At 69.1% G+C, this 26,260-nt stretch carries 22 protein-coding genes and 1 tRNA gene; 4 read left to right on the top strand and 19 right to left on the bottom strand.

The genetic code is table 11. The features are described 5' to 3' along the window. Window positions 1-244: 244 nt before the first annotated feature. From ACOJUJ_RS19695 to ACOJUJ_RS19715, 5 genes are all read right to left on the bottom strand, one after another. The gene (locus ACOJUJ_RS19695; RefSeq protein ID WP_420128612.1) at window positions 245-1,192 is read right to left on the bottom strand and encodes a DUF72 domain-containing protein; all 948 of its coding nucleotides are present in this window, start codon (window positions 1,190-1,192) and stop codon (window positions 245-247) included. Window positions 1,193-1,475: 283 nt separating this feature from the next. After that, window positions 1,476-2,561: a hypothetical protein gene (locus ACOJUJ_RS19700; RefSeq protein ID WP_420128613.1), complete on the bottom strand. Its 1,086-nt coding sequence runs from the start codon at window positions 2,559-2,561 to the stop codon at window positions 1,476-1,478. A gap of 686 nt (window positions 2,562-3,247) precedes the next feature. Further along, on the bottom strand, window positions 3,248-4,819 hold the full coding sequence (locus ACOJUJ_RS19705) for a S8 family peptidase (RefSeq protein WP_420128614.1): 1,572 nt from the start codon (window positions 4,817-4,819) through the stop codon (window positions 3,248-3,250). A gap of 165 nt (window positions 4,820-4,984) precedes the next feature. Further along, window positions 4,985-5,440, bottom strand: coding sequence for a hypothetical protein (locus ACOJUJ_RS19710; RefSeq protein WP_420128615.1), 456 nt, complete (start codon window positions 5,438-5,440; stop codon window positions 4,985-4,987). A gap of 225 nt (window positions 5,441-5,665) precedes the next feature. Beyond that, complete coding sequence (locus ACOJUJ_RS19715) at window positions 5,666-6,805, bottom strand: pyridoxal phosphate-dependent aminotransferase (protein ID WP_420128616.1); 1,140 nt, start codon at window positions 6,803-6,805, stop codon at window positions 5,666-5,668. A gap of 259 nt (window positions 6,806-7,064) precedes the next feature. On the opposite strand from ACOJUJ_RS19715, the gene ACOJUJ_RS19720 reads away from it, so the two are divergent. Further along, a complete protein-coding gene (locus ACOJUJ_RS19720; RefSeq protein ID WP_420128617.1) occupies window positions 7,065-8,003 on the top strand; it encodes a nucleotide-binding protein in 939 nt (312 codons plus the stop codon). On the opposite strand, the gene dapE is transcribed toward ACOJUJ_RS19720, so the two are convergent. The 10 genes from dapE to ACOJUJ_RS19770 form a co-directional block, all read right to left on the bottom strand. Beyond that, a complete protein-coding gene (gene dapE / locus ACOJUJ_RS19725; RefSeq protein ID WP_420128618.1) occupies window positions 7,996-9,090 on the bottom strand; it encodes a succinyl-diaminopimelate desuccinylase in 1,095 nt (364 codons plus the stop codon). The two genes, ACOJUJ_RS19720 and dapE, sit on opposite strands and share 8 nt — an antisense overlap. A 608-nt stretch (window positions 9,091-9,698) precedes the next feature. Continuing rightward, window positions 9,699-10,457 carry a Type 1 glutamine amidotransferase-like domain-containing protein gene (locus ACOJUJ_RS19730; protein ID WP_420128619.1) on the bottom strand — a complete coding sequence of 253 codons (759 nt, stop codon included), beginning with the start codon at window positions 10,455-10,457 and terminating at the stop codon, window positions 9,699-9,701. Then, window positions 10,454-11,680 (bottom strand): sodium/glutamate symporter, encoded by a 1,227-nt coding sequence (gene gltS, locus ACOJUJ_RS19735; RefSeq protein ID WP_420128620.1) that lies wholly within the window; start codon window positions 11,678-11,680, stop codon window positions 10,454-10,456. Before gltS ends, ACOJUJ_RS19730 begins: the two co-directional genes overlap by 4 nt. Window positions 11,681-11,687: 7 nt before the next feature. Further along, window positions 11,688-12,392 carry a queuosine precursor transporter gene (locus tag ACOJUJ_RS19740; protein ID WP_420128621.1) on the bottom strand — a complete coding sequence of 235 codons (705 nt, stop codon included), beginning with the start codon at window positions 12,390-12,392 and terminating at the stop codon, window positions 11,688-11,690. 485 nt (window positions 12,393-12,877) lie between these two features. Continuing rightward, the gene (locus ACOJUJ_RS19745) at window positions 12,878-13,324 is read right to left on the bottom strand and encodes a DoxX family protein (protein ID WP_420128622.1); all 447 of its coding nucleotides are present in this window, start codon (window positions 13,322-13,324) and stop codon (window positions 12,878-12,880) included. 39 nt (window positions 13,325-13,363) lie between these two features. Then, a complete protein-coding gene (locus ACOJUJ_RS19750) occupies window positions 13,364-13,807 on the bottom strand; it encodes a hypothetical protein (protein ID WP_420128623.1) in 444 nt (147 codons plus the stop codon). A 49-nt stretch (window positions 13,808-13,856) separates the two neighbouring features. Then, on the bottom strand, window positions 13,857-14,189 hold the full coding sequence (locus tag ACOJUJ_RS19755; protein ID WP_420128624.1) for a hypothetical protein: 333 nt from the start codon (window positions 14,187-14,189) through the stop codon (window positions 13,857-13,859). Next, entirely contained in the window at window positions 14,190-14,741 is a 552-nt protein-coding gene (locus ACOJUJ_RS19760) for an RNA polymerase sigma factor (protein WP_420128625.1), read from the bottom strand. A 48-nt stretch (window positions 14,742-14,789) separates the two neighbouring features. After that, on the bottom strand, window positions 14,790-15,527 hold the full coding sequence (locus ACOJUJ_RS19765) for a L,D-transpeptidase family protein (protein ID WP_420128626.1): 738 nt from the start codon (window positions 15,525-15,527) through the stop codon (window positions 14,790-14,792). A 222-nt stretch (window positions 15,528-15,749) separates the two neighbouring features. Further along, window positions 15,750-15,823, bottom strand: a tRNA-Met gene (locus ACOJUJ_RS19770). A gap of 300 nt (window positions 15,824-16,123) precedes the next feature. On the opposite strand from ACOJUJ_RS19770, the gene ACOJUJ_RS19775 reads away from it, so the two are divergent. From ACOJUJ_RS19775 to ACOJUJ_RS19785, 3 genes are all read left to right on the top strand, one after another. Beyond that, window positions 16,124-16,321 (top strand): hypothetical protein, encoded by a 198-nt coding sequence (locus ACOJUJ_RS19775; protein WP_420128627.1) that lies wholly within the window; start codon window positions 16,124-16,126, stop codon window positions 16,319-16,321. 109 nt (window positions 16,322-16,430) lie between these two features. Continuing rightward, window positions 16,431-19,061: a cyanophycin synthetase gene (gene cphA, locus ACOJUJ_RS19780; protein WP_420128628.1), complete on the top strand. Its 2,631-nt coding sequence runs from the start codon at window positions 16,431-16,433 to the stop codon at window positions 19,059-19,061. A 1,212-nt stretch (window positions 19,062-20,273) separates the two neighbouring features. After that, window positions 20,274-23,147, top strand: coding sequence for a hypothetical protein (locus ACOJUJ_RS19785; RefSeq protein ID WP_420128629.1), 2,874 nt, complete (start codon window positions 20,274-20,276; stop codon window positions 23,145-23,147). 66 nt (window positions 23,148-23,213) lie between these two features. Here ACOJUJ_RS19785 and ACOJUJ_RS19790 read toward each other — a convergent pair whose 3' ends face one another. The 4 genes from ACOJUJ_RS19790 to ACOJUJ_RS19805 all read right to left on the bottom strand — a co-directional run bounded on the left by ACOJUJ_RS19790 (window position 23,214) and on the right by ACOJUJ_RS19805 (window position 25,983). Continuing rightward, entirely contained in the window at window positions 23,214-23,546 is a 333-nt protein-coding gene (locus ACOJUJ_RS19790; RefSeq protein WP_420128630.1) for a Txe/YoeB family addiction module toxin, read from the bottom strand. Beyond that, the gene (locus tag ACOJUJ_RS19795) at window positions 23,527-23,727 is read right to left on the bottom strand and encodes a hypothetical protein (protein WP_420128631.1); all 201 of its coding nucleotides are present in this window, start codon (window positions 23,725-23,727) and stop codon (window positions 23,527-23,529) included. Before ACOJUJ_RS19795 ends, ACOJUJ_RS19790 begins: the two co-directional genes overlap by 20 nt. A 172-nt stretch (window positions 23,728-23,899) precedes the next feature. Beyond that, window positions 23,900-24,223, bottom strand: a complete 324-nt coding sequence (locus tag ACOJUJ_RS19800) for a hypothetical protein (RefSeq protein WP_420128632.1) — start codon at window positions 24,221-24,223, stop codon at window positions 23,900-23,902. A gap of 2 nt (window positions 24,224-24,225) precedes the next feature. Further along, window positions 24,226-25,983 carry a protein kinase domain-containing protein gene (locus ACOJUJ_RS19805; RefSeq protein WP_420128633.1) on the bottom strand — a complete coding sequence of 586 codons (1,758 nt, stop codon included), beginning with the start codon at window positions 25,981-25,983 and terminating at the stop codon, window positions 24,226-24,228. Between the last annotated feature and the right edge of the window lie 277 nt (window positions 25,984-26,260).

The following is a 26,260-nucleotide window of genomic DNA, read 5'->3' on the forward strand; positions in this document are numbered from 1 at the left end:
GTACTCGTCCACCGTTTCCGGAAACAGCATCTGCTGCTTCCGGTCTACACCCGCTTTGTATGCCACGCGCGCTCCCCGAGACTGGCCTGTGCTCGCTGACAACTTACACGATCCACGCGAGTTCTGACACAGTCTGGGGAGCGCACCCCCCCAAACTTTCACTGCCGCAAAGCTTGCGCGCGACCGAAGGATCTTTGTCGGGTCGCGCGAGGCCCAGCCTTCGGGAGCCGTTCAAGCCCCTTACTCATATCCTATCAGCAGGGGGAGCAGAGCGGGCCGCGCTCCGGCCAGAACTCCGCTCACGCTGCTGAAATCGTCTTTTCTCGTCCAGGCGCTCCGCCAGGCGGATGGCGTCAAAGGGGGCGTGCACCTTGGCGTCGTTGTCGAAGTAGACGTAGACGTCGCGGCCGGCGCGGCGCTTGGGCGCGGAAGGGAGCACACACATCGCGTCGGCCGGAGCACCGCCGCGGCGCCACTCGCGGATGCGCGCGGCCCACCAGTCCAGCTGCGGATCGGTGTAGCCGCTGGCGTACAGCTGCTCCGCGCCGTGCAGGCGCACGTAGACAAAGTCCGCCGTCAGGTCCTCGGCGTACGGCCAGCGGCCGGCCGTGTCGGCAAAGACGAGCGCGGCGTTGTGGGCACGCAGCAGGTCGAGAAATCCCCGCGAGAGAAAGCCGGGGTGACGGATCTCGAAGGCGTGGCGGATGGAACCCTGGTGCTCCGCGTCGGTCCACGACCGCCCCAGCAGGCGGTCGTCGTGCCCGTGCGCCACCCGCGCCGCCTCCTCGTGGGTTTTGGGGAGGATGCTGAGGAAGTGCGCGAACTTTTCTTCGTTGAACTGCATCCGCTCGGGGAACTGCCAGAGGACGGGGCCCAGCTTGTCCGCCAGCCGCAGCACGCCGGAGGCAAAAAAGTTGGCCAGCGCCGTCTCCGCGTTCTTCAGCTTGAGCATGTGCGTGATGAACCGGCTTCCCTTGACCGCGAAGACAAAGCCGGGGGGCGTCTGCTCGTACCAGGCGCGGTAGCTGGTGGGGCGCTGCAGGGAGTAGAAGGAGCCGTTGATCTCCACCGTGTCCATCCGCGACGCCACGTACGCCAGCTCGCGGCGGCGCGCCAGGCCTTCCGGGTAGAAAACTCGGCGCCACCCGGCGTACGTCCATCCCGAGATCCCCACGTGCGTGCGGCCGGCCATGGCAACAAAGTGCGGGAGTGCGGGAGTGCGAGAGTCGCTTTCATCCGAGTTCCGGGCACATCAGCAAAGACGAAACCGCGGCGGATCACAGGTGTGGTCCGCCGCGGTTCGTCATCCTGTCCCTCGGCCCCGGAGCCCGACGTAGCCGAAGCGATCGTGCGCCCATCCGGCAGATTCTTCGGTCGGCGCACCGGCATCAGTGCGTCTGGAGAGGAGCGAGTGGGCGCCTCGTTCAGAATGACACCGTTTGCCGTTGCGTATCCATCCCCTTCTCAGATCCGGCTCAGAGGTTCGTGGGGACCAGAAGGATGGGGCCCGTCAGGCCGTCCACCAGGTTGGTGCCGGTGCCCACGATGCGCCCCTCGTCGTCCGAGGCCAGCGCGGAGCTGATGTGCCACGCCGTCACCCCACCAATGCGCTCGGACAGGTCGTACTGGCGGTCGGCGCCCCAGATGATGCCGTAGCTGGCTTCGCGGGCCGCGGTTTCCGGCCGGGTGCCGGTGCCGATCACCTGGCCGCGCGCGTTGGCCGACATCAGCACCACGCGCGTGCCGGGGATTACCGGAAGCGCGTCCACGTCGCGGTCCTCGATCTCGTACAGAAACACCTGGTCCGTCTCGCCGAACGCGTAGATGGCCACGTGCCCGCCGGGGCTCACCGCGCCCGCCACCACGCGCGAGGAGCCGCGGGGAACGCGCGGCTCCGTCCACCCGCCGGCCGACCACACCATCACCCGGCTGGTGGCGCAGTCTTCATCGTCAAAGACGCAGACGTAGAACGCGGTGACGACAACCTCGCCCGCGTCGGTGATCCCCGCCGCCTCGCTGCCCACCGCGCCGTCCGGCAGCAGCACGGTCACGCCCCCGGGCAACAGCACGAACGCCCGGCTGGCCGCCTGGGGGAACTGCGTGGGCGGGTTGATGGTCCCCGCGATGGAGCCGGACGCGGTCACCCCCACGAACGTGTACGGCTCCGGGAACAGCCGCGGCCCCGACTGCCCCGCGACCCAGCCGTACGCGTCCACCGGCTGGCCGGCCGGGTCGCCGGACGCGGTGCACGTGACGTGGCCCACGGTGTACGGGCCGCGCGCGGCCAGGGGCTCGGTGTGGCACCCCGCGGGCGCGTCGGGAAGCAGCCGGCGAAAAACGCCGTCCTGCCACTCCACCGCCCAGCTGCTCGCTCCGTTGGACGCCGTACCCGCCACCCGGCCACCCTGGGCCAGCGCGCGCGGCGTAAAGCTCTGCGCGTCCGCCGGCACGCCGATGAACGAGACGGTGAACGTGTCGGGCCGGCTGGGATCGGTGGGCGAGCCTTTGCACGCGGCCGCGAACAGGGCCACCGCGCAGACGCGCAGAACGGAGCGGTGCATCATGGGATCACGTGGATCGGGAGCTCGGGATGCCGGTCAGGCCCCGGTGTACGGGCGGCGGAGGACGCGTGTTCCCCCGCGCGCCCCCGCGGATGCGGCAATGTCCGTGCGCGCAGGGTCGAATGCCGCGATCCTGGGCTCGCCAGAGAAGCGAATCGTGTGGATGACGACGACGCCGTGGCATCGCCATCCGGTCGCGAATCGGAACGAATTGTCCAGCGAGCATCGCGTCGGCCGCCCAGCCGGAGCGAATCATGCCCATGGAGAATCTGAACCAACAACATCTCGTCCGCCTGCAGGAGCGAATAAATTCGCCGCTACAACTGCACAAAGTCCACCTTCGTGGACTCGGCGGCCCGACCGTGTGCGGCGTCCCATGCACCGGCGCGTCCGCCACCGGGAGATCACCGATCAGATTCGCAATCGGCATCATTCGCCGCTGGCAAATCGCAGCCTGCGCGGACTGTAGCCGCACGTCGGAGCGCTGCGAAATACGCGGAAGCGCGGACGGTAGAATCCTTCGGAACGACGCAGGTGCGCGAAGCACCCAAGAAGGTGAAGCCCCGTCCCGGCGGCGCGCAAGCGTCGTCGGGACGGGGCTTATCGCTTTCCCAGCAGCGGGTTTACCCGCTCATCACCCCCGCTGCTCCGCGCCCCAGGTCTGCGTGTCCTCTTGCTCCCTGCCCTTACCGCCGCACCCGCTGCTGCGCCAGCTGGATCGCGGCGTACAGGTTCACCACGCCGCCGGTGTCGGACAGATCGGCGAAGCTCACCTGGCCGCCACCCTCGCCGGGACGGGTGACCTGCGCGGTGTTGCGCACGGCGCTCTCCAAGATGATCTGGCGCACCTGCGTGGCCGTAAGCTCCGGGAAGTACGCCAGCAGCGTGGCGGCGACCCCCGAAACCACCGGCGCGGCCATGCTGGTGCCGTCGTTGCGGCCGTACTCCGCGTCGGGAACGGTGGACAGGATGGCGACGCCGGGAGCGAACACGTCAACCTTGCCGCGGCCGTAGTTGCTGAAACTCGCCGCCAGGTTCTCCGGGTGCCACGACGACGCGCCCACCTCGATCCAGTTGCCCGCGCGGCCGCCGCCGGCGTAGTCCTGGTTGGGAAAGTTGCCCGCCTCGTTCAGGTCTTCGCCGTCGTTGCCCGCGGCGTGAACCAGCAGCACGCCCTTGCTCTCGGCGTAGCGCACGGCATCGTCCACCACGTTCTTCTGCGGCGAGTGGCTCTTGCCGAAGCTCATGTTGATGACGCGGGCGCCGTTGTCCACCGCGTAGCGGATGGCGTTGGCCACGTCCTTGTCGCGCTCGTCGCCGTCCGGCACGGCGCGCAGGGTCATGATGCGCACGGCCGGCGCCACGCCGCTTACGCCGGTGCCGTTGCGCATGGCGGCCACGATCCCCGCCACGTGCGTGCCGTGCCCCGCGTCTGGCCCCTCGACCTCGGCGTTGCCGTAGCCCCGCTCGTTGGGGTTGGCGTAGTTGTCGCCCACGATGTTGCGCGGATCAAAGTCGGGGTTCAGCCCGTACTGCATCAGCCCCTCCAGGCTCTCGCGCTGCTCGACGACGTCGTCCAGCGTAAAGCCCTGGCTGGCCAGCTCAAGGTAGATGGAGCGCGCCTGCTGCAGCCGCGGGTCGGTCGTCTGCATCCCCTGCACGGCGGCGGTGGTGAGCTCCTGCGTGCCCAGGTGCTGGCGCAGCGCGGCGTACACGGAGGTGACTACCTGCTCGATCTGCCGGATCTGCTGCAGGTTGCCCTGGTTCTCGGCGCGGCGCTCCTCGAAGGCGCGCTGAATCTCGCTGCACGGCTCGCCGGCCGCCTCGGTGGCGCCGGCACGGCAGGCGGCGAACAGGCGCGTAACCTCGTAGGTGTCCTGGTCCACGTCGCGGCCGTCGCGCCCGCCCAGAAAGTCCCAGCCGTGAATGTCGTCCACGTAGCCGTTGTTGTCGTCGTCGCGGCCGTTGCCCGCCACCTCGCGCGCGTTGGTCCAGATCACACCCGCCAGGTCGGGGTGGTCGATCTCGATGCCACTGTCGATGATGGCCACCACCACGGTGTCGCGCGGCTGCAGGCCGGCCAGCAGCTCGCGGTAGGCGCGCTCGGCGCTGATGCCCGGAACGCGGTCGGCGGTGGCGTCGAGCAGGTGCCAGTTGGCGGGCGCCGTATCGGGCATGGCGGCCTGCGCGGCCAGCGGGGCCACGGCAAGCGGCGCCCCGGCGAGCGCGGCGAACAACAGTGAACGGATCGGCTTCATTGCACGGCTTCCCAGTTGGTTCTGGACAATGGCGGTGGGCAGAGTACACCGCCCGCCCGGTAAGGAGCCCTCGAATGCTAAGATTTTAACCGCGGCCTAACTACCTGCACCACCGGCACTTCTACGCGAGCTTCATCCGCGGTGCCGCCAGCGGTGTCCCTCCCGTCACGCGGGCGTGTCGCCGAACGCAAGCAGCGCACTGGCCACGCGGCGCACCAGCTCGGTGTGGGCAAAAAGCACGGCCGGGTCGCGGTCGCGCACCTGGCCGTAGCGCGCGTTCTCGGCGGAGCCGCCGTCGCCGTCCGCGGGCTCGGTGACCAGCGCGTGCGCCTGGTTCACGTAGTCGCGCGCCCCGGCGGCCGTCACCGGCTCGTCGCCGAACATGGCCTCGTCCATGGCGGCGATCAGCTGCGAGAACGGGCGCATCCACTGAAAGAACGGCTCCTGCAGCAGCGCGCCCAGGAACTCGGCGTTGTTCAGCGCGCCGTTGCGCGCCTCGTACACGGCGCGCTCGGAGTCGATGAGCGCCTTGTGCAGCCGCAGCAGCGCCTTGCGCACTTCGGCCAGTTGTTCACGCGCGGGGTTGGGCGGGCCGGCGCGGCGGGCCTGGAACGATGACATCGGGATCGGTGACGAACGTGGGTGTGGTCGATCGGTCTGCGTGATATTCCGGAAGATCCGCGCCGTTCCACGACCGACGGAAAAGATGGCCTCACACGGAGTCAACGGAGTCAACGGAGTTTGCTCGTAGCGATTCCGCCGGCCTGGTGCGAGGCATCAGGAATCGTACAGAACGTTGTGGCGCGCCAACCAGTGCGCACCCGTCACGATCGAATGAAAGATCGGTCAGGGCGCATCCCGAAATAACTCGGCAATACGGGCGATTCCCTCGCGCAACGCGTTCTCTTCCGCCACCCACGAGAGGCGCATCCACCCCTCGCCGCTCTGGCCAAAGGCGATGCCGGGGGTGGCCAGGACGCGGTGGTGCTCCAGCAGCGCCTCCGCGGCGCCCAGGGAATCCGCGGCCCAGCGCTCCGGCAGGCGCACCATGCAGTAGAAGGCGCCCTCGATCGGCGCGTAGTCCAGCCCGTGCTCGCGCATCCATCCCTCCAGCATCGCCCGCCGCTGGGCGTAGTGCGGCCGGTGCGCGGCCAGGGTGGCGGGATCGGCAAAGACCTCCATCGCCACCACCTGGCTGAAGGTGCTGGCGGCGGTGTTCACCAGCTGGTGCACCTTGGTGGCGGCGGCGATCGTCTTCGCGTCGCCGATCAGCCAGCCCAGGCGCAGGCCGGTGAGCGCGTTGCTCTTGGACAGCGACCCCGCCACCAGCGAGTGCGGCCACAGCGCGCCAATGGAGACGGGCGCCTGCTCGCCAAAGTACAACTCGCGATACACCTCGTCCGACAGCACCCGCACGGGCTCGCCCGGGCGCGCGGCCAGGCCGTACGCCAGCGCGCGCAGCTCCGATTCCGGCCAGACGCGGCCGGTGGGGTTGTTGGGCGAGTTGAGGACGATCATCCGCGTGTCCGGCCCCAGCGCCTCCAGCACCCGCGCGGCGTCGGGGCGAAATCCATCCGCCGGATCCATCGCCACCATCCGGTGCCGAATCCCTTCCAGCGCGCAGAGCTTGGGATACGCCAGGTAGCACGGCTCCACGATCAGCACTTCGTCGCGCGCGGGATCGATCGCCGCCTTGAGCGCCAGGTACAGCGCCTCTTCCGATCCGATGGTGACGCAGACGTTCTCCGCCGCACCGCGGTCCGGAAAAGCGTGGTACGCGGCGACCTGCGCGCGCAGCTTTGCATCGCCCGCGTTGGCCGTGTACGGCAGCCCGTGCTCCCGCACCCACGCCGTCGCGGCGTCGAACGGGCGCGGGTCGGGGCGCAGCGTGGGCTCGCCCAGCCCCAGGTCGATGTCGCCGGGACGCTTGCGGGCGTTGATGGCGCGGATGATCGACGGCGCGATGCCGTCCAGCGCGGGGTTCATCGGCGCGCGAACCAGCGGCGCAGGGTAGAGCGGGGGTACGTCAGCGAAGGAAACATCTGAAGCTCGTCCGTACGGCGGGGTAGTGGCGCGCGTGGCAGCAAACCGCAACATACCCGCCACCGCCAACCCACGGCTACGGGGGACGACGCCTCTCGCGCTGACGCAGTGTCGACTTGCGGCAGGAATTGACACGACAGCGGCTGGCCTCTAAGCTCGAGAAGGGTCTTTTATCTGCCTCCTCAATCACCTGCCGACTGATATGGAAACGTATTTCGAAAGTGGGGACGAGATCTTTCCCACCCTGAAGAAGCTCATCCGCTCCGCTGAACAAGCGTTCCTCGGGATCGGGGTGGCGTTCGACCAATCGATGCGGCTCTACAACGAGCTTATTCAGGACCGAATGCGGCAGGGGGTTGAGTTCACTTTTGTCTGCTTGTCCAGCACGGCGGACTTCCAGTTCTGGGCGCCCCGCTTTGGGCAGGGGGTGGTGGATCTGGAAAAGCAGGTGGATTCATCGCTGGCGGCGTTGGAAGGGATGCGGATGAAGGCGCCCGAGAGGTTTTCGTACCATCCCACCAAGGAGTGCCCCACCTACCGCATCTACATCGCGGACCCGGAAACGGAGCATCCCAGCGGAATCGTCGTGTTCTACGGCGCGGCCACTGACAGCCCGGCGATGCCCGCGGTCCACGTTTCCAACTTCCTGGATTCTCCGTTCCGTGCGATGTACTTCGACTCGCTCAAGTGGATGCACCGCCAGCTTGCCCGAAAAGTATTCGTGATTCATGGGCACCACGAGGCCAAGCGTCGCGAGTTGGAAACACTGCTGCGAGAGTTCGGGGTCGAGCCGGTCGTGCTGGTAGAGCAAATGTCGCGAGGCGCAGCCACCATCATCGAAAAATTTGAGGATCACGCCAAGGAGTGCAGCCTGGCCATCGCCCTGTTTACCCCCGATGACACGGTGGTAAAAGGACGGAAGAAGTACCTGCAGCCACGTCCCAACGCCATCTTCGAAGTCGGCTGGTTCTGCTCACAGCTGGGACGGCGGCGCGTGATCCTTCTCACACAGGGGGAAATGGACATCGAGGCCTACAACTCCAACCTGTCCGGCGTGGTACGGCACGTGTTCCACACGAATGTTGAGGAACTGCACCGGGTGCTAAAGACGGAGCTCACGGCTGCGGGCCTGATCACCTGATCCCCGATTCGCCGGCCGAGAAGTATCGACGCAGGGCGCCGTAGCACCACTCCAGTGAGTCGATGGAGCACCATTCGTTCTCCTGATGGCACTGCGCCGTCTCGCCCGGTCCAAAGTTGACTGCGGGGATGCCATGTGAGGTGAAGCGCGCTACGTCGGTCCACGCCTGCTTGGGAAGCACAGGAAAGCCCTCAGCCGCGCGCCATGCAGCAATGAGCGGGTGGTCCACCGCCACGTCACCCGATGGTGCGGAGTCCACCACCTCCACGTCGCCGTCCCCTCCGACCAGGGCACGGAGCTCTTCCTCCGCATCCTCGGCACTGCGGCCGGGGGCAAAGCGCACATTCACGTTCAACGTAAGCAGATCCGGCACCACGTTTCGCGAGTTGGCGGTTGCCGCCTGAGTCGCTGCCATCACCTCGTAGAAAGTGAGCCCGCCCACGTCAACCGCGCGGCGCTCGAACATGGAAAGCCGCTGGAGAATACCCAGTGCGCGATAGATGGCATTATCTCCCTGCCACGGCCGGGCGCTGTGCGCGCGCCGGCCGTGAACACTGACGGTAGCGTGCAGGGCGCCCATGCACCCCGGCTGCAGCGCCTGATCCGTCGGTTCAAGGATGAACGCGAAATCCAAGGGCGGCAGCACTCCGCTGTTGAGCACCGGCTCCAGTCCGTTGCTGGTGACAGGGCCCTCCTCGGCCTCGTAAAAAATCCACACTACGCGTGCACCCCTCAACTCACGCCAGCGGTCCAGCAGCGTCAGCATTACGGCCACTCCCGCCTTCATATCACTGGAACCGCAACCGTACACTCGCCCATCGCGGATTTCGTACGGCTGGTTTGGCGCGCATTTCACCGTATCCAGATGCCCGACCAGCGCAATGGTGGGGACCCCCTCCCGCGCCTCGCCGCCAAACGGCTGACAAACGACCGAGTTGCCGATGCGTGCAACAGACGGCTCTCCCGCCACCTGCACACAACGCCGCTGCACCCACGCGGCAATTTCGGCCTCGTGGAACGTCTCACTAGGGATGTTGCAGAGCGCCAGCGTAAGCTGCGCCAGCTCGTCGCGGATGGTATCGGTCACGTTGCCGTAGTCAGTTGTTGATCACGTATCGCGCTGCGCCCCCGGCGCCCCCTCCCCACGCTTAGGCGCGCACCTCCCCCAAAAAACCCAGGGGGAGGGTGGTGTTGCCGCGGGTGCGGGGCTCGATGACCTGCCTCGAACCGCTCGCGTAGGCGCCTCCCCCCCGGCTCTCTCCCTGCTCGTTACTCGCGGAAAGGGGGAGCATTCGATCGCGCTTCGACGACCTTCATCTCGCGCGCAACGTTTCATCGCAGGCGCGTCGGCCAGAGCCGGACGAAGAATGTCAGGGGCAAAAACGTCGGGCCGGCTCCTTTCCGCAAGAGCCAGCCCACAGCATCAGCCGCCGAAGGCCCTCAGCCGGCACACAATCGCTTTGCGATGCGGACGATCCACGTGCGTTCCCGGGATTGAGCCGACGGACTACAGCGCGCGACAGGCCACGAGCATCCGACGGGTAGATTTCTCAGTCGGCGCCAGAGGACGGAGTAGCGGAAGCTTCCGTGCCGCGCCTCCTTCGGAATGACAGATCAACGGTGCGCGGCTTCCTCAATCCACCACCCGCTCACCCGCTCACCCGCTCACCCATTCACCCTCACACCCTCACACCCTCACCGCTCCGCCCCCTCCGGCGGCAGGATCAACGCGTCCACCAGCGCGTCGCCAACGAAGCTGACTTCGTACGCCGCGCGCCGGACGGCCTGCAGCGTGTGGTCGGGGTGCAGGATCACGCCGCCGCCCAGCGGGATGCCGATGCCGCGCGCGCCCGGCCCGCGGGCGCGGACCACGGCCCGAAGCGCCGCCCAGCCCTCGTCCTCGGCGTGCGCATCGACCACGAACCGCGCCAGGCCCCAGGTGGGGAACGCGGCGTCAGGATCGGCTTCCGCCCATCCCACGTTCCCCAGCTGCACCGCCCCGGCGGAGATGCCGATGAGCACGGCGCCCGCGTGGTAGCGCCGCTCGATGAGGTCGCGCACGCCACTGGCCTGAAACGCGTGCCAACCCCGCTCCACGTCGCCCCCCGCCAGCAGGATGATGTCGGCGGATTCCAGGTACGCGAGCTCGCTTTCCGCGGGCTCCGCGGGGATCATGCGGCACTCCGCGGGGCCCAGCGGCTGGACGGCGGCCAGAAAGATGGAGTAAAAGTCGGGGTTGTCGCCGTTGCTGGCGCCCAGGTATGCGGCGCGCGGGGCGCCGGGGCCGGTGCAGGCGGCAATGCGGTCGATGAAGGGGCCGTCCTCGTCCGCCCAGAACAGCAGCTGGCTGTCGGCGAGCAGAAAGAGCGGCGCCGCCTGCGAGGGCGGCTCCTCCGCCTGCCGGGGGTCCGCCACGAAGGGGATGGCGCCCGTGTAGATGCGGTCCTGGCTCACTTCAGCATGTTCACGATGGCGGTGATCATCACGGCGTTGATTACGTCGATGAAGAAGGCACCCACCATGGGCACCACCAGAAACGCGCGCGGCGCCGGCCCGTAGCGCTCCACCAGCGAGCGCATGTTGGCCATGGCGTTGGCCGTGGTGCCCAGCATGAAGCCGCAGAACCCGCCGCTCATCACCGCGCTGTCGTAGTCGCGGCCCATCAGGCGAAACATGGGCCATACGCAGATCACCGCGATCAGCGCCACCTGCGCCGCCAGAATCACGATCATGGGCCCCGCCAGGTTGGCGATCTCCCACAGCTTGAGCGTCATCAGCGCCATCACGATGAACAGCGCCAGCGCCACGTTGCCGATGTCGTCGATCACGCGCTGCTGGATCTTGAACACGCCGGTGACGTCGTCCAGGTTGCGGATGACGGCGGCCACCAGCATGGCGCCGATGTACGCGGGGAGCGTGAACTTCATCCCCGCGAACCAGCTGCTGACGAACGAGCCCAGCCACATGGCCACCAGGATCAGCACCACGCTCTGCAGCAGCGCGAACGACTCCTCGTCCTCGCCCTGGGGCGTCTTGAGCGGATCGTCGGCCAGCTGCTCCTCCATGACCTCCTGCGCGAGCGGCGTGTCCACCGGCTGCCGGGCGTGCCGCTGGCGCAGGTTGTTCCGCTCGATGATCCGCGTGGCGATGGGCGCGCCGATCACGCCGCCCATCACGATCCCCACCATCGCCGAGGCCACGGCCACCGTCGCCGCGCCGGGAACGCCGTTGGCCTCGAAGAGCGGCGCAAAGGCCAGCCCCGTGGCGGGACCGCCCGTGAGCGTGACCGACCCCGTCAGCACGCCAAAGAGCGGGTGCAGCCCCATGGCCACGGCCAGCCCGGCGCCCAGCACGTTCTGCGCGACGGCGAACAGTGACGCGGCGACCAGAAAGATGAGCACCTGCGGCCCGCCCACCTTCAGCAGCCGCAGGCTGGCCGCAAAGCCGATGCTGGTGAAGAACGCCACCATCATGGGGCTTTGCAGCGTGGTGTCGAACTCGATGAGCGTGGTGCCCTGGAAGCGCGCCCAGGTAAGGATGCCCGCCACGATCAGCCCGCCGATCACCGGCGCGGGGATGTTGTAGCGGGCCAGCGGCGGAACGAGCCGGCGGATGCCGTAGCCCAGGAACAGGACGATGCCCGCAAAGGCGACGGTCTGGATCAGGTCGAGCTTCATGGTGGGATCAGCCGGCCTGGAGGGAGAAGGGGGTAAAGTCGGTGTTGCGATCGAAGTGGTCCTCGTGCTCCAACCGCTTCAGGGCGCGCACCACGCGGTACGTCATGGGAAGGGCGATGATCTCCCACAGCACCTTGAGCAGGTAGTTGGTGCCCATCACCACCAGCACGTCGCGGGTAGACCACACGCCCAGAAAGGCGACGGGGTAAAAGATGGCGCTGTCCACGGCGGCGCCCACGGCGGTGGAGCCGATGGCGCGCTGCCACAGGTGCCGCCCCTCGGTGCGGATCTTCATCTTGGCCAGCGCGAACGAGTTGGCGAACTCGCCCACCCAGAACGCCGCCAGCGACGCGGCCACGATGCGCGGCGTCTGCGCGAACACGGACTGCAGCGCGGCCTGCCCCCCGTACCCCGGCGCCGGCGGCAGCCGCAGCACCACCACGCTCATCAGCGACGCGAACGCCAGCGCGCCAAACCCCATCCACACCACCCGCCGAGCCCGCGCGTATCCGTACACCTCGGTAAGGATGTCGCCGAACAGGTACGAGATGGGAAAGAACAGGATCCCCGCGCCAAAGGTGAACCCGCCGATCTCGCAGATCTTGCCGGGGCCGATCAGGTTGGAGCACAGCAGCACCGTCACGAAGGTGGCGGTGATGAAGTCGTAGTAGCGGTACTGCCGCACGGGTGCGACGGCGGGGGCCTGGGCCATGGGCGGCGGCGGATGAGGGGAGGATGTGATGCGGCGGGTAGTGTCACGCGCGGAGCGAGGATCTGTCGAGAGATCAGGCGGCAGACGTGGAAGCTTCGGCCGGGAATTCGAGCGGGATCGAAGCTCGACGACAGGCATCGAACTGGCGCCCGAGAGGCCCCCTCTCCCCCGACCCCTCTCCCCCGCTGTCGCGGGAGAAAGGGGAGGATTCGATCCCGCCGCGACCGATCCAGCGTTGATTTCCTGAGCCTGAGGGAGGCACCACGTGGTTCTCTCCCGTACACCAAACTGTGGTGCCGACCGAAGGATCTACCTTCCGGTAGCTCGGACTCCTCCGCAACGCTCCGCACCCGCAGATGCGCAGCCCCGCGGGGTTTGCGGGGCTTCCCGCTGTTCCAGCCGCGGTTGCGGCCGACCGGGACCGAACCCGACGCAACACACCCCCTCCCGCGCGGCGGCGGGAGAGGGTGCCGAGGCTTCGTGTGCTACCGGCTGAAGTCCATTCGCGCGGAGCGGCGGCGGTGCTCCAGCATGGCGTCCAGGCTGTAGGGGCCGGCGCCGCGGGCGGAAAAGAAGAGAAAGACGAAGCAGTACAGCGCCGCCAGCTCGCCGCCGTTCTGGATCGGCCAGAAGGCTTCCGGCGCGTGCGCCTGGAAGTACGCCACCGCCATCATCCCCGAAAGCAGGAACGCCACCGGGCGCGTGAACAGGCCCAGGACGATCAGCAGCCCGCCGAACACCTCCAGCACGCCCGCCAGGCCAGCCTGCGACATCAGCGGCGCGGTGGCGCCGGGCTCGCCGCGCCAGCCGCCCAGCGCGCCAAACAGCTTTTGCGCGCCGTGCTGCATGAACAGCAGCCCGGCCATCACCCGCAGCAGCGCCAGGGTCGCGTTCTCGAACCGCGCCATGAAGAACGTTCGCGCCTTCTCCATCCCGTCCCCTCCCCGTTGTGCGTGATCGTCCGATGAACGTCAGCTCCCCGTGGCGCCGCTGGCCCTGGCGGCGGAATCGCGGGCCTCGCGCTCCTGCTTTTTCCGGGCCTCGTGCTCGTCGCGCAGGCGGTCGTACTCCAGCGCCTGCTGCGGGGTGAGCACGGCGCGGATCTCGGCGCGCGTGCTGTCGACGGCGGCGCGGATGCGGGTGCCGTCGGTCTTCCACAGCGAGTCGGTGCGCTCGCGGCGGCGGGCCATGATGCCGTCGATGCGCGTGCGCTGCTCCGGCGACAGGTCCAGCTCGTCGAAAATGTAGTGCGGACCGCGCTTTTGCTCGCACCCGGCGGTGGAGGCAACGGCGGCGGGCTCGCGCGCGCTCAGCACGCGGCCGAACGCGGTGCCGGCCAGCATGCCGGCGGCAAAGGTGACGGCCAGCAGGGCCATCCCCGCCATGCGCATGCGGCTGGGGTTACGTGCGTTCATGGACGGCCCTCGCGGCCGGTGTGGAGAAGGGTGTTCATCAACAGGTGCCTCAGGGGTCCCACGATTCCAGCAGGTCCGCCTCGGTGGGCGAACGGTTTTCGGCGATCCAGTCGGCGGCGGGCTCCGGCAGCCGCAGCCCGTCGGCGATGGTGAGCGGCGCGGGCTGCGGCTGCCGCGCGCCCGGCCACGCCAGCGTGCCGATGGAGACGGCGGCCACGACGGCGGCGGCGGCCAGCGTGGGGCGCGCCCACCCGGCCAGCACGCCCAGCGGCGTGCGGACGGGCGGAGCCACGCGGGCGCGGGCCAGCACGGCGCGCACCATGCGCTCGCGGCGCAGGTCGTTCAGCCCCAGGGGGCCCAGGTCGATCGGATCCGGTTCCATCTAGTCCTCCTCGCCTACGAGCGCCCGCAGGCGGCCGCGAACGGCGCGCCGGGCGTTGAACAGGTGATAGCGTACGGTGCCTTCGGGCATGCCCAGGCTTTCGCCGATCTCGCGGTGCTTCCAGCCTTCCAGGTCGTGCAGCAGCAGCACCTCGCGCTGCGTCTGCGGAAGCTCGCCCACGGCCTCGTTAAGCCGGTCGCGCAGCTCGGCGCGCTCCGTTTCTTCCAGCGGAGTGCTGCTGCCGGGGGCGGCGTCGGCGTGCTCCAGCGGCTCGGCGGCGCGAATGCCCAGGTAGCGGCGGTGGTTGAAGGCGCGGTTGCGGACGATGCGCACCAGCCATCCACCGAACTTGCGCGGGTCGCGGCACTCGGCCAGCCGCTCCAGCGCCAGCACCAGCGCGTCCTGCGCCACGTCCTCGGCCTCGTGCGGATTGCGGGTCACGGCCAACGCCACGGCGTATGCGGCGCCCATGTGGAGCCGCACCAGCCGGTCCGCCGCGTCGGGGTCGCCCCCCAGCGCGCGCTCCACGAGCAGGGCCACGTCGTCGGTCATGCCGTTTCTACCAGACACGCAAGCCGCCAATAACGCTGGCGATGCGGCTCAGGGCAGCCTCCACGCGCCCCGCAGCGTTCCGTGCTGCGCCGCCGGAAGCTGTACCAGCACGGGCCGGGCCCGCGGGTCCAGCCATGCCAGCAGCTGGCGCAAATCGCTTTCCGCCATGGCCGTGCAGCCGCTGGTGGCGGCGCCGGGAACGGCCCACACGTGCAGAAAGATGCAGGAACCGCCCATGGGCGCCGGTGGGTCGCTGTTGTGGTCCACCCACACGCCCCAGCGGTACAGCTCGTCGTTGCGGCGCAGCTCTTCGTGGCTGGTCCAGTCGGGCTGGGGGATGGTGTCGCGGGCCACGCGGCGGTTGTAGAAGCGTGACCGCGAATCGTCCACACACTCGATGCCGGCGTCGGTCTGCACGTACGGCAGGCGGATCCATCCCGTCTCCGCCGCCGGCGCGTAGCCAAACGCGGAGCTCAATCGAAAGATGCCGGCCGGCGCCTTGCCGTCCCCCTCGCGCTTCACCGGCCCGGCGATCCCGGGATCGGGGTGGATGCCGGTGCCCCACGCCAGCCCCGTCCGTCCCACCGCCGCCGGGATCGCGGTGCCCACGGCCCGCCACGCCTGGTCCGGCGCGCCACGCTCGTAGCGCTGCAGCGTGGCATCCACCGCGTCCCAGTCCGCGGTGGTCACGACGATCATCTGCAGCGCGCCATCACCGGGCGCGGCGGGCTGCGGCATCCCCGTGGGCTGGCAGGCTGCGGGCATGGCCAGCAACGTGGCGAACATCAGAGTGCGAATGTGCATGACGACAACAAAACAACCGGCGCCCGTGCGCGCGCAAGGGCAACCGATGATTTCACGCGGAGACGCGCACGTCAAAAGAGAGCCGCGGAAACAGATCCATGCTTTCTCCGCGTCTTATCTTTTCCTCCGCGCCTCCGCGTGAACCGCCGTTCCCGAACGCGAGGAAGCCTCCACACCGGATCGGCGCGGAGGCTTCTTCACACATAGCGGGGGCGGGATTCGAACCCGCGACCTTCGGGTTATGAGCCCGACGAGCTACCAGGCTGCTCCACCCCGCGACCAGGACACAACAGAGAGCTGTGTTTGAAGCCAGATACGTGAGTATCGGTGGGTGACATCCCCACAGTTTTCCGCGATGTCCGCTAAGACTCCACGTCCGCTGCAGGATCAGTCCCCGGCTTCAGAACTATCGGCTCAAACAGAGAAAACTCTCTGCCATGTCGAAGTGCGACGAATCTACATCCGTCATAAATGATTGTCAACCCCGAACTTACGGCGGCGCACCGTCCGTGGCGATTCGCGGCCGTGTTTCAGCGACGGCATGGGGCCTGCGCGCACTCCATACGCCAATTCGGTCGGTGTCATTCACCCAGCTGGCGGTTCCCATGAACACCAACGAAACGCCCCAGACTCGTCCAGAGCCGCAGCAGGCCAGCGGGGCCCACGCCGACCGCCGCTACGCGCGGCGCATCGATTGCACCGAGCGCCCGCGCCATGTGCAGTCCGCCGACGCCATCGGCCAGCCCCCGCCGCCGCGCGACGACGCGCATCGCTAAAGCTCCACCCGGAAACACCGACGGAACCAACCACCGGCCTCCCCACCGGAGGCCGCGCCCTTGCATGCTCTGACATCGACAGGCCGGCCCGCTCCCCTCGTCCCACACCATGACCGAATCCATCTCTGCTTCAACCCTCGCAAGGCTGGCTGGCGACCTTCGCGTCCGCGGCGTGCGCGCCCTCCGTGGCCGCAACCTGTGGTCGCCCGATCCCGTTGTGGCGGGAGAGGTAGTTCTTGGGGGTCTCGCGGACTCGTCGCCGGCGGACGCGGAAGGCTTCGCCCAGCGGCTGGCGGAGGCGCTCCCCGGCTCCGCGCGGCTGGGGGACGCGGCGTCGTGGCCGGGTGCGGTGCTGCACGTGGCGATGGAACTGCAGCGGCGGGCGGGGTCGCCGGTATCGTCCGGCCGGATCGTGGAGCAGGGGGCGGATGATCCGCCGGTGCTGGTGATGGGATACGACGAGGCGGAGCTGGGGACCGAGGCCGTGCACGAGGCCGCGGCGCTGGTGCGCGCCTGCCTGCGCGGCGACGATCCGGAGACGGAGCGAGTCGTGGCCGCGCTGCACGCCATCTACCTCAAGGCGCACCCCGGCCCCACGGCGACCGTGCTGATCGCCGAGGCGCGGCGGCGCGGCATTCCCGTGCGGCGCGCGCCGGGGGAGCACGTGGTGCAGCTGGGCCTGGGCCGCAGCCTGCGCCGCACCGACGCCACAATGACGGACCGCACCAGCGTGATCGCCACCGACCTCACCTCCGACAAGGACCGCACCAAGCGCCTGCTGGACCGCTACCTTATCCCCGTGCCGCGCGGCGGCGTGGCGCACACGCTGGACGAGGCGCTGGACATTGCCGCGGACCTGCGCTATCCCGTCCTCATCAAGCCGCTGGACGCCAACGACGGCCGTGGCATCAGCGGCGCGCTGCACACGGACGACGACCTCCGCGCCGCCTGGCCCGTCGCCCTGGCCGAGCATCCCACGGTCGTCGTGGAGCGCTACGTGGAGGGACGCGACCACCGCGTGGTCGTCGTGGACGGACGCGTGGTGGCGGTGGCGGAGCGGGTGGCGGCGCACGTGACGGGGGATGGACGGCGCAGCATCCGCGCGCTGGCGGAAGAGGAGAACCGCAACCCCGCCCGGGACATGTCTCGCCCCGAACGCAGGCGCGCGCTCACGCCGCTGCCGCTGGACGCGCTGACGGAGCGCCACCTTGCGCGCAGCGGGTGGACGCTCGACTCGGTTCCCGCCGCGGGAGAGACGGTCTGCCTGCGGGCGACGGCCAACATCTCCACCGGCGGCACCTCCATCGACCGCACCGACGACATCCATCCCCGCAACGCCAGCCTGTGCGAACTGGCCACGGCGGCGGTGGGCCTCGACATCGCCGGGCTGGACGTGCTGACGCACGACATCTCCGTCCCCTTTGACGAGAACGGCGCCGCGATCATCGAGGTCAACGCCTCCCCCGGCATCCGGATGCACACGGATCCGGACGAGGGCACGCCGCGTGACGTTCCCGGCGCCGTGCTCGACATGCTGTATCCGCCGGGGAGCGAGACCACCATTCCCGTCATCGCGGTTACGGGCACCAACGGAAAGACGACGACCACGCGGCTGATCGCCCACCTCTTGCGCCAGACGGGGAAGCGCGTGGGCTTCACCACCACGGACGGCGTCTACCACCAGGAGCAGCTGCTGATGGAGGGCGATCTGACCGGCCCGTTGGCGGCCGACATCGTCCTGTCCGATCCGCGGGTGGAGGTGGCGGTGCTGGAGACGGCGCGCGGCGGCATCCTGCGCTCCGGCCTGGGCTACGGCGTCTGTGACGTGGGCGTGGTGATGAACGTGAGCCCCGACCACCTGGGGATGCGCGGTATCCACACCGTGGAGCAGCTGGCGGAGGTCAAGGCGCTCATCCCGGCCTCCGTAAAGCCCGGCGGCCACACCGTGCTTAACGCGGACGATCCGCTCGTGCTGCGGATGCGCGCGGTGACGGAAGGGGAGTTGGTGCTGTTCTCGTTCGACGCCGGTCATCCCGCCGTCGCGGAGCACCTTGCCGCGGGCGGGACGGCGCTGGTGGTGGAGGATGAGGGCGGACGTGAGACGATCGTCATCCGCCGCGGCGGCGAGCGCATCCCCGTCGCTGCCGCGGCGGAGGTGCCGCTGACGCTGGGCGGCGCGGCGAAGTTCCAGGTGCAGAACGCGATGGCGGCCGTCGCGGCCGTGTACACGCAGGGAGTTTCGGTCGACGAGATCCGCGCAGGACTGATGACCTTTCTCCCCTCTGGCGCCACGACGCCGGGGCGGATGAACGTGCTGCGGACGGCGCGGGGGCGCGTGGTGGTGGACTACGCGCACAATCCGGCGGCCGTGCGCGCGCTGGCGGAATTCGCCCGTCGTTCGGGCGCGAGGCGATGCATCGGCCTGGTGACCATGCCCGGCGACCGCCGCGACCAGGACCTGCGCGACCTTGGGCTCGCGGCGTCCGGGCTGGACTACGTAATCGCCAAGGAACACCCCAAATACCTGCGCGGCCGCGCCCCCGGCGACGTCGCTCGCCTGATCAGCGAGGGGCTAGAGGCGGGCGGCCTCCCCTCCGATCGTTGGGAAACCGTGCTCTCCGAGCCGGAGGCCGTGGACAAGGCGATGGAGATGATGCAGGAGGGCGACATCATCCTGATCGTCGCGGACGACACCGCGGCCGTGCTCGAGCAGCTTCAGCCGCATGTTGTAGAGGAGTGACGGCGGCTACGCCACAGGAACGCGCCGCACCCCGTCAGTGCGGCGCGTTCTCTAGAGCCAACGTCCGAACTAGCGTTCCTTCAACTCATACGACCAAACACCATCGCCGCGCGTGGTGGGCGATCCAAATGCACCGCCTTGGAATAGCTTCCACTTGAGACCATAATTGCGTTCTGCCGCGTCGTCTACCGCGGCTCTCTGCGCCTCATCCATACGGTCAAAGCCACCCAGCACATGCCCATCAGATCGTGTGACTGTGAAACGTTCCTCACCCATATCTTTTGCTCCTGAGGCTGAAGTTATTCGGCTCGGAAAGGCAGATTCCGTCGCCTGTTCGCGAGAGTAGCGATGTGGTCGCACCCAGGCTCCCAAGTACGCGCAGCATACAGGAATGCCGCTGGAGCCCATCCCGCCGCTTGCTCAAAGCCCCCTCCCTCTTGGCGGCAATACAACAACGAGTCCCGACACGTTACTTCGCGCGGATTAATATGTGCGTTCACGATGCGTGCTGCAACCCCTTTACGCCATTCTTGACGGAGTACGTTTGGAGACGTATCGGTTACTCGTGCTCGGAATCTACTGAAAAGTTTCTATTTTTTCATGCAATATCGCAACGAATGTGCGCTGTTTTTCAAAGATCGCACAACAATTAAGCCATAGCCTAAACTATTCGTGATTCGCCCTCAAGCGGGACACATTCCCGTTCTCTGATCTGCGAGTTAGCTTGGTCGTAGCAACGCGTGGTCACCTGGCGATGAGGGAAATGATCCACATGGCCCTCAAGCCGAGCAATTCGCGGCTGGGGAACGCGATGTCCGCCTGCGCGGACGGGTGAGGGCGGATACGGGGGCGCGTATCGGTTTTCGAGCCGTCGGAGAGTAGATTTCTCGATCGGCGCCAGGGTTCGCAGCGCACGTGCGGTTTGGCGCGGCGCCTCCTTCGAAATGACAGGGTGGTGCGACGGCGGACAACACTTCGGTTCGTCGTCGGATCAGCCTGGTGCGTTGACGGATAACGCGCGCGCAACGCACCCTGTCGAAGCGGGATCGAATTCTCCCCTCTCCGTGAGGAACGAACGGGGAGGGGCCGGGGGAGGGGCACACCGTCGGACGCAGTTCGATCCACGACGATCCACATCCCGTTGAAACACACCTGCACGATGCCGGGTAATCCGCCAGCCTGCCGTCCGCCGCTCCACCCGACCGCATTCGCATGATCCGTCGTCTGCTGCTGTTCGTGGCGCTGTCCGCCCTGGCGCTCGCGCCGCCGCTTCGCGCGCAGAGCACCCGCCCGTGGCTGGAATGGCGGACCATGCGCACGGAGCACTTCGACGTGCACTATCCCGCGGAGCTGGAGACGTGGACGCGCGACGTGGTTTCGCGGCTGGAGGGGATTCGCTCCGTGGTGGCGGCAACGGTGGGGAGCGCGCCGTCGCGGCGGGTCACCGTCGTCGTCGACGACCCCGCGGGCGAGGCGAACGGCAGCGCGTTCAGCTTTCTGCGCACGCCCTACATCCTGCTGTATCCCACGCCACCAGAAGCGCGGTCCACGCTGGGCCACACGCGCTCGTTCGTAGAGCAGTTGATGGTGCACGAGTTTGTCCACATCGCCCACCTTACCCGCCCCAGCCGCAACCCGTTCACCCGCGTAATGTCCGTCATGGACCCGCGCGGCGTGGGGCCGCTGACGGACTCACCGCGCTGGGTAAAGGAGGGGTACGCCACGTACGTGGAGGGCCGGCTGACCGGAAGCGGGCGCCCCCATGGCGTCGCGCGCGCGGCGGTGCTGCGGCAGTGGGCCATCGAGGGACGGCTCCCCTCCTACGGCCAGCTGAACGCGGAAACGGGGCCGTACCAGGCGGGCGGGATGGCGTACCTGGCGGGCTCCGCGTTCCTGGAGTGGCTGGCGGAACGCCGCGGCGACGAGAGCCTGGTTCACCTGTGGCGCCGGATGAGCGCGCGCCAGGGACGCTCGTTCGAGCAGGCGTTCGCCGGCGTCTACGGCGGCACGCCGCAGGAGATGTACGGCTTTTTCACCGTGGACGTGACCGCCCACGCGCTGGAGGCACGGCGGCGGCTGGCGGAGGCGGGGCTGGTGGTGGGTGACACGGTGCAGCACCTGGCGTGGGGGACCGGCGACCCCGCGGTGTCACCGGATGGCCAGCACGTGGCGGTCACGCTGCGCGGATCGACCTCGGCGTTCACCCGCGTGGTCATCTGGCGTACCTCCGAAGCGGCCATGGACAGCGCGGACCAGGCCGGGCGCCGCCGCCTGCTGGCGCGCGACCCGGAAGACGTTCCCGCCATCCGCGTGCATCCCCGCGCCCGCGCCGCGCTGGCCACCCTGCGCCCGTCCGACGGGCTTGCGTACGAGGACCCGCGCTTCCTTCCCAACGGCGACGACGTCCTGGTCACCCGCTCCGCGCCCATCGGCGGCGGGGCCACGCGGCCGGACCTGTTCGTGTGGAATTGGCGGCGGCACACCATTCGCCGCGTCACCTACGGCGCCTCCATCCGCGGCGCCGATCCCGCGCCGGACGGGCGCCGCGCCGTGGCCGTCCAATGCCGCGAGGGCTTCTGCGGGCTGGTGATGGTGGACCTGCGCACCGGCTCCATCACGCCGCTCGCCCCCGGCGCGCCGGACCTGGTCTTTGATCACCCGCGTTTCTCTCCCGACGGCGCCACGATCGCCGCGGCCATGCAGCAGCGCGGGCGCTGGAAGCTGGTGACCATCGACGCGTCCGGCGGCACGCCGCGCGTGGTGCACGACGACCCCCGTGGGAGCACGTACGATCCCGTCTTCGCGGCGGATGGATCGGGGTTGATCGCCGTCAGCGAGGCGGGCGGGATCGCCAACCTGGTGCGGGTCGATCTGCGGCAGGCGGAGTCGGAACCGCTGACGCGCGTGACCGGCGCGGCCGTGGCGCCGGAGGTGGACCGTGCCACGGGGGACGTGTACTTCCTCTCCATGCACGCGGGCGGGCTGGACCTGCACCGCATCCGCCCCGACAGCGCACGCCCCGGTCCCGTCGTGAGCCTTCCCGCCGCGCTGGTCCCCGCGGTGCCCCGGGTGGCGGCCGCCGCCGCGGACACCTTTGCGCGCGGTCCGGTACCGCCGGCGTCCGGGTACGGCCTGGGGCCGCGGTGGACGCGGGTGCTGCCGCTGGGCGCGGTGAACGCGGACGGCGGATCAGCCGGCGTCATGCTCTACAACGCGGATCCCGTGGGGCGGCTGGCGGTGGCGGCGCAGGGCGTGTGGGGCGACCGGGGTATGGAGCGCGGCGGCTCGCTCACCGCCGTCTGGCGGGGGATGCGGCCGCTGATCTTGGGCGAGGCGTTCTATCTGGATCACCAGCCCTCGCGCCTTCCCGCGTACGGCCCCACGACGCGTGACGCGCGGTACGCGGGCGGCGCGCTGATGGCGCGCAACGCGTGGAGCGCGGGGCGGCGCCTGCAGGAGTGGCGGCTGGGCGCCTCCGCCGGGAACCTGGAACTGGCGGATGGCGAGAGCGGCGGGCGCACGCTGGCCTTTGGCCGGTACTACGCGGCGGACGGGCGGCGTGTGGGCACGGCATACTCGTCCGGCGTGCTGATGGTGACCGGCGCCGCCGGCCAGACGCAGGGCGAGCGCTGGAGCCGCGGCCTGGTGACGACGGCGTTCGGCGCGGGATGGGGCGGGCTGGGGGTGCGCGCGGAGGCGGCGATGGGGCGCGTGAGCGGTGGCGCGCCGGTCTGGGAGCAGTGGACGGTGGGCGGCCCCGCGTCGCCGCTGGTGGACGAGGCGGTGATGGGGCAGCGCGTGGCGATGCCGGCGCTACGCTGGGGTGCGCTGGAGGGCCGCGACCTGCTGACCTACCGCGTCAGCACCACACTTGGTTCGGTGACACCGTATTTCTGGGGCGGTACGACGGATCCCGGATACCAGAGTTGGCTGCGCGTGGTCGGCGCGGAAGTCCTGCTCACCGTCCCCTCCCTCCGCGCCGCGGGGAGCCCCGGGATGCGGCTGCTGGCCGGCACCGCGTACGGCCTGGACGGCGGCTACCGCAAGGACCTGACGGCGTACTTCGGCGTCAGCTACGTGCCCTGACGGGTGTGAGCCAAGCCAATGGTGAGGTCCGTCCTCACGGTCGGCTCCGCTCAAGCGCGAATCACATCACTCGTCGTAGTGGTATCTCGCCTGCGCGAACTCCACGTATTCGTCTGACACCCGATATACGATGCGGTGCTCGTCGGTTAAACGACGGGACCACCATCCTGCCCAATTTCGCTTCAGCGGCTCCGGCTTCGCCTTGCCCTCCATCGGCGTCCGAAGACACTCGTTCATCAGATCCAGCAGGCGCAGCGCGACCTTGCGGTCCGTCTCGATCCAGTGCTGCAGATCCTCCATGAACTGCGACGACAAAATGGGTTTCCGGCTGATTTTCTGCGCCGGAAACCCATCCCGCTTTTGAACCGACGTGCTCTCGCTACCGCGCCGCGACTTCACGCAGGCGGCCCTGCAACTCCGACATGCTGGTCAGCGTACCGCGACCGGCGTCCAGTTCCTCGATTGCGGCATTCAACCGCGTTTCGTTCTCGCGCGAGCTGCGGAGATGCTCGTCATCACCCGCAGGCACATCGGGTGTACGCCGGAGCATCGCCAGGAGTCTGCGTGCGGTGCGGAACATACGTGCCTCCGTTCGTAGAGTCTCCCGTCATCGACATGGATCGTGACGGGCCGCAGGGTCAAGCATACCCGCGGAACACCGGTTGGTCAACACCAGTGAGTTACTCGGAAAATGCAAGAAGAGGTCCCTCCGTGGAGGCGTACCGGAGTTCCTTCGCCAGTGTTGGCGGCGTTCACGCGACCGGCACCACCTCCCAGGTGATCCGCTCGAAGCGGCTGCCGATGAAGCGGTCACGCATCGTCCGCAGCGCCGCCTTGTGCGCATCGGCCTCCGTGTCCGCCGTCACGGGGATGGTGCCGCGAACGCGGTAGCGCACCCGGAACTCCTCCACGATCCGCGACGCCTCATCCATCCGCGCCACATCCAGAACGTCGACGGCAACGGCGTCGGGCCAGAGCGTGCGGATCTCCTTTTCCACCTGGTGCTCCGCATCCGCCAGCCCGTACGCCGCAAGCTCCACGTGGCCGGAGCCACGCACCGCCACCGCAAAATCCACCGTCAGCGCGGAAAGCGGATGCTGTCGCGCGGCGCGGGACGCGGGGGCGGCTGGAACGTGTCCGTCGGCACGGTGGTTGTCAGGGTGTCGACCGTCTGCCCCGGGCCCGGCACGGGAAGCACGGGCGGCGGCGGCGAGCGGAGCGCCTCCAGCATCTGCATGGCGCGCTGGCTGTCCGCGGAGTTCTGGGTCGTCTCGACGAACGCCTCCAGCGCGCGGATGGCGGCCAGCGTATCGCCCAGCGCCAGGCGCGCCTCGGCCAGGTGGCTGTACAGCAGGTCGTAGCGCCGGTCGATACGGATGGTGGCCTCCAGCAGCTGCGCCGCCTCCGCGTGCCGCCCCAGGCGGATGAGCGCCACGGCCATCTGGTCGCGGTACTCGGGGTTGCGCTCGTCGATCTGGTTGGCGCGGCGGAAGAAGTCCAGCGCCATCGCGGGGTCGCCGGCGTTCAGAAAGCGCAGCCCCTCCATGCTCAGCGCCAGCGCGTCGGTGTTGTCGATGGTGTCCTGCTTGGCCGTATCCACCACCGTGGTGTCCGCCACGATCGGTCCCGCGGTGGAGCGGCGGTTCATCTGCTGAAAGAGGAGAAAGCCGCCGATCGCCACGACCGCCAGCAGCAGCACCCACACCATGGGATGGATGCCGCTTCGCTCCTCGGCCACCACGCGGCGGCGAGGCGGCGTCATCACCGGCGTGGCGGGGCGCACCTCCGCGGCGGGACGCGGCGCCCCGCGCGGGGGAACGGGCGGCGCCAGCATGGTGCGGTCGTCGTCGCCCGCAAAGGCGGTGCGGTCCGCGTCCGCCAGCATGGTGCGATCGTCGTCCACCAGCGCGCCGCCGGCGGCGGGGACGGCGGCGGCCAGCGGCGTGTCCGTGATCCGCCGCATGGGACCCGCCAGCGCGTCGGCCATGGCGTTGGCGTCGGCGAAGCGTTGCGTGGGGTCGGGGTGCAGGGCGCGGCGTATGACCTGCTCCACCTCGTCCGGCACCTGCGGGTTGCGGGCGCGCAGGGCGGGAACGGGAACGTCCATCCCCGCGCCCATGCGCGCGCGGTCCGCATCGGTGAACGCGCGGGTGCCGGTGAGCAGCTGAAAGCCCAGCGCGCCCAGCGAGAACACGTCCGACGCCGCGGTGAGGCGCGCGTCGCCGCGCAGCTGCTCGGGCGAAGCGTACGCGGGCGAAAGCGGCGCGCGGCCATCGTGCGTAAGGCCGGCGGAGGCGGTGTCCTCGTCCGCCATGGCCTTGGCGATGCCAAAGTCCAGCACCCGGACTTCTTCCTCGTCGCCGTGGCGGACCAGGAAGACGTTGCCGGGTTTCACGTCGCGGTGAATGAGGCCGGCGCGGTGGCCCACGGCCACGCCGCGGGCCGCGTGCTGCAGGATGCGCAGCGACTCGGCCATGGGGGGCATGCCGCCGCGCTGCAGCCGCGTGGCCAGGTCCTCGCCCTCCAGCAGCTCCATGACGATGAAGTCCAGCCCCAGCTCGTCGTCGGTGCCGTAGTCGTGCACGGTCACCGCGTTGGGGTGCTTGGGCAGGCGGGCGGCGGAGGCGGCCTCGTGCTTGAAGCGCGCCCGCAGCCGCTCGCGCACCTCAGGGTCGTTGCCGGCGGAGGCGGTGATCACCTTTACGGCCACGGGGCGACCCAGGCGCTGGTCGACGGCCCGGTACACGGCGCCCATCCCTCCCCGCCCGATCACCTCCTCGATGCGGTAGCGGCCCGCCAGCTCCCGCCCCTTCAGCAGCGATTCCAGTCCCGCCATCAGCTCACGATCCGTTTACGTAGACGTCCGGGCACGTGCCCCGTTCGTATGTGTGTGTCCGCGGGGTTGCCCCTCCCCCGGCCCCTCCCCGTTCGTTCCTCACGGAGAGGGGAGAACTGCATGTTGCCGCTGGATTCGGGCTCGACCACCAGCATCGAACTTCGTCCGCGGGCGCCCCCTTACTCGCCTAGGCTCGCACCTCCCCCAAAAACCCCTGGGGGAGGTGGACTTCGATCCCGCTTCGGCAAGGTGCGTCGCACCTCCCTCCCCCGCGCAG

Source organism: Longimicrobium sp. (genome assembly GCF_048594345.1).
Taxonomy (GTDB): Bacteria; Gemmatimonadota; Gemmatimonadetes; order Longimicrobiales; family Longimicrobiaceae; genus Longimicrobium.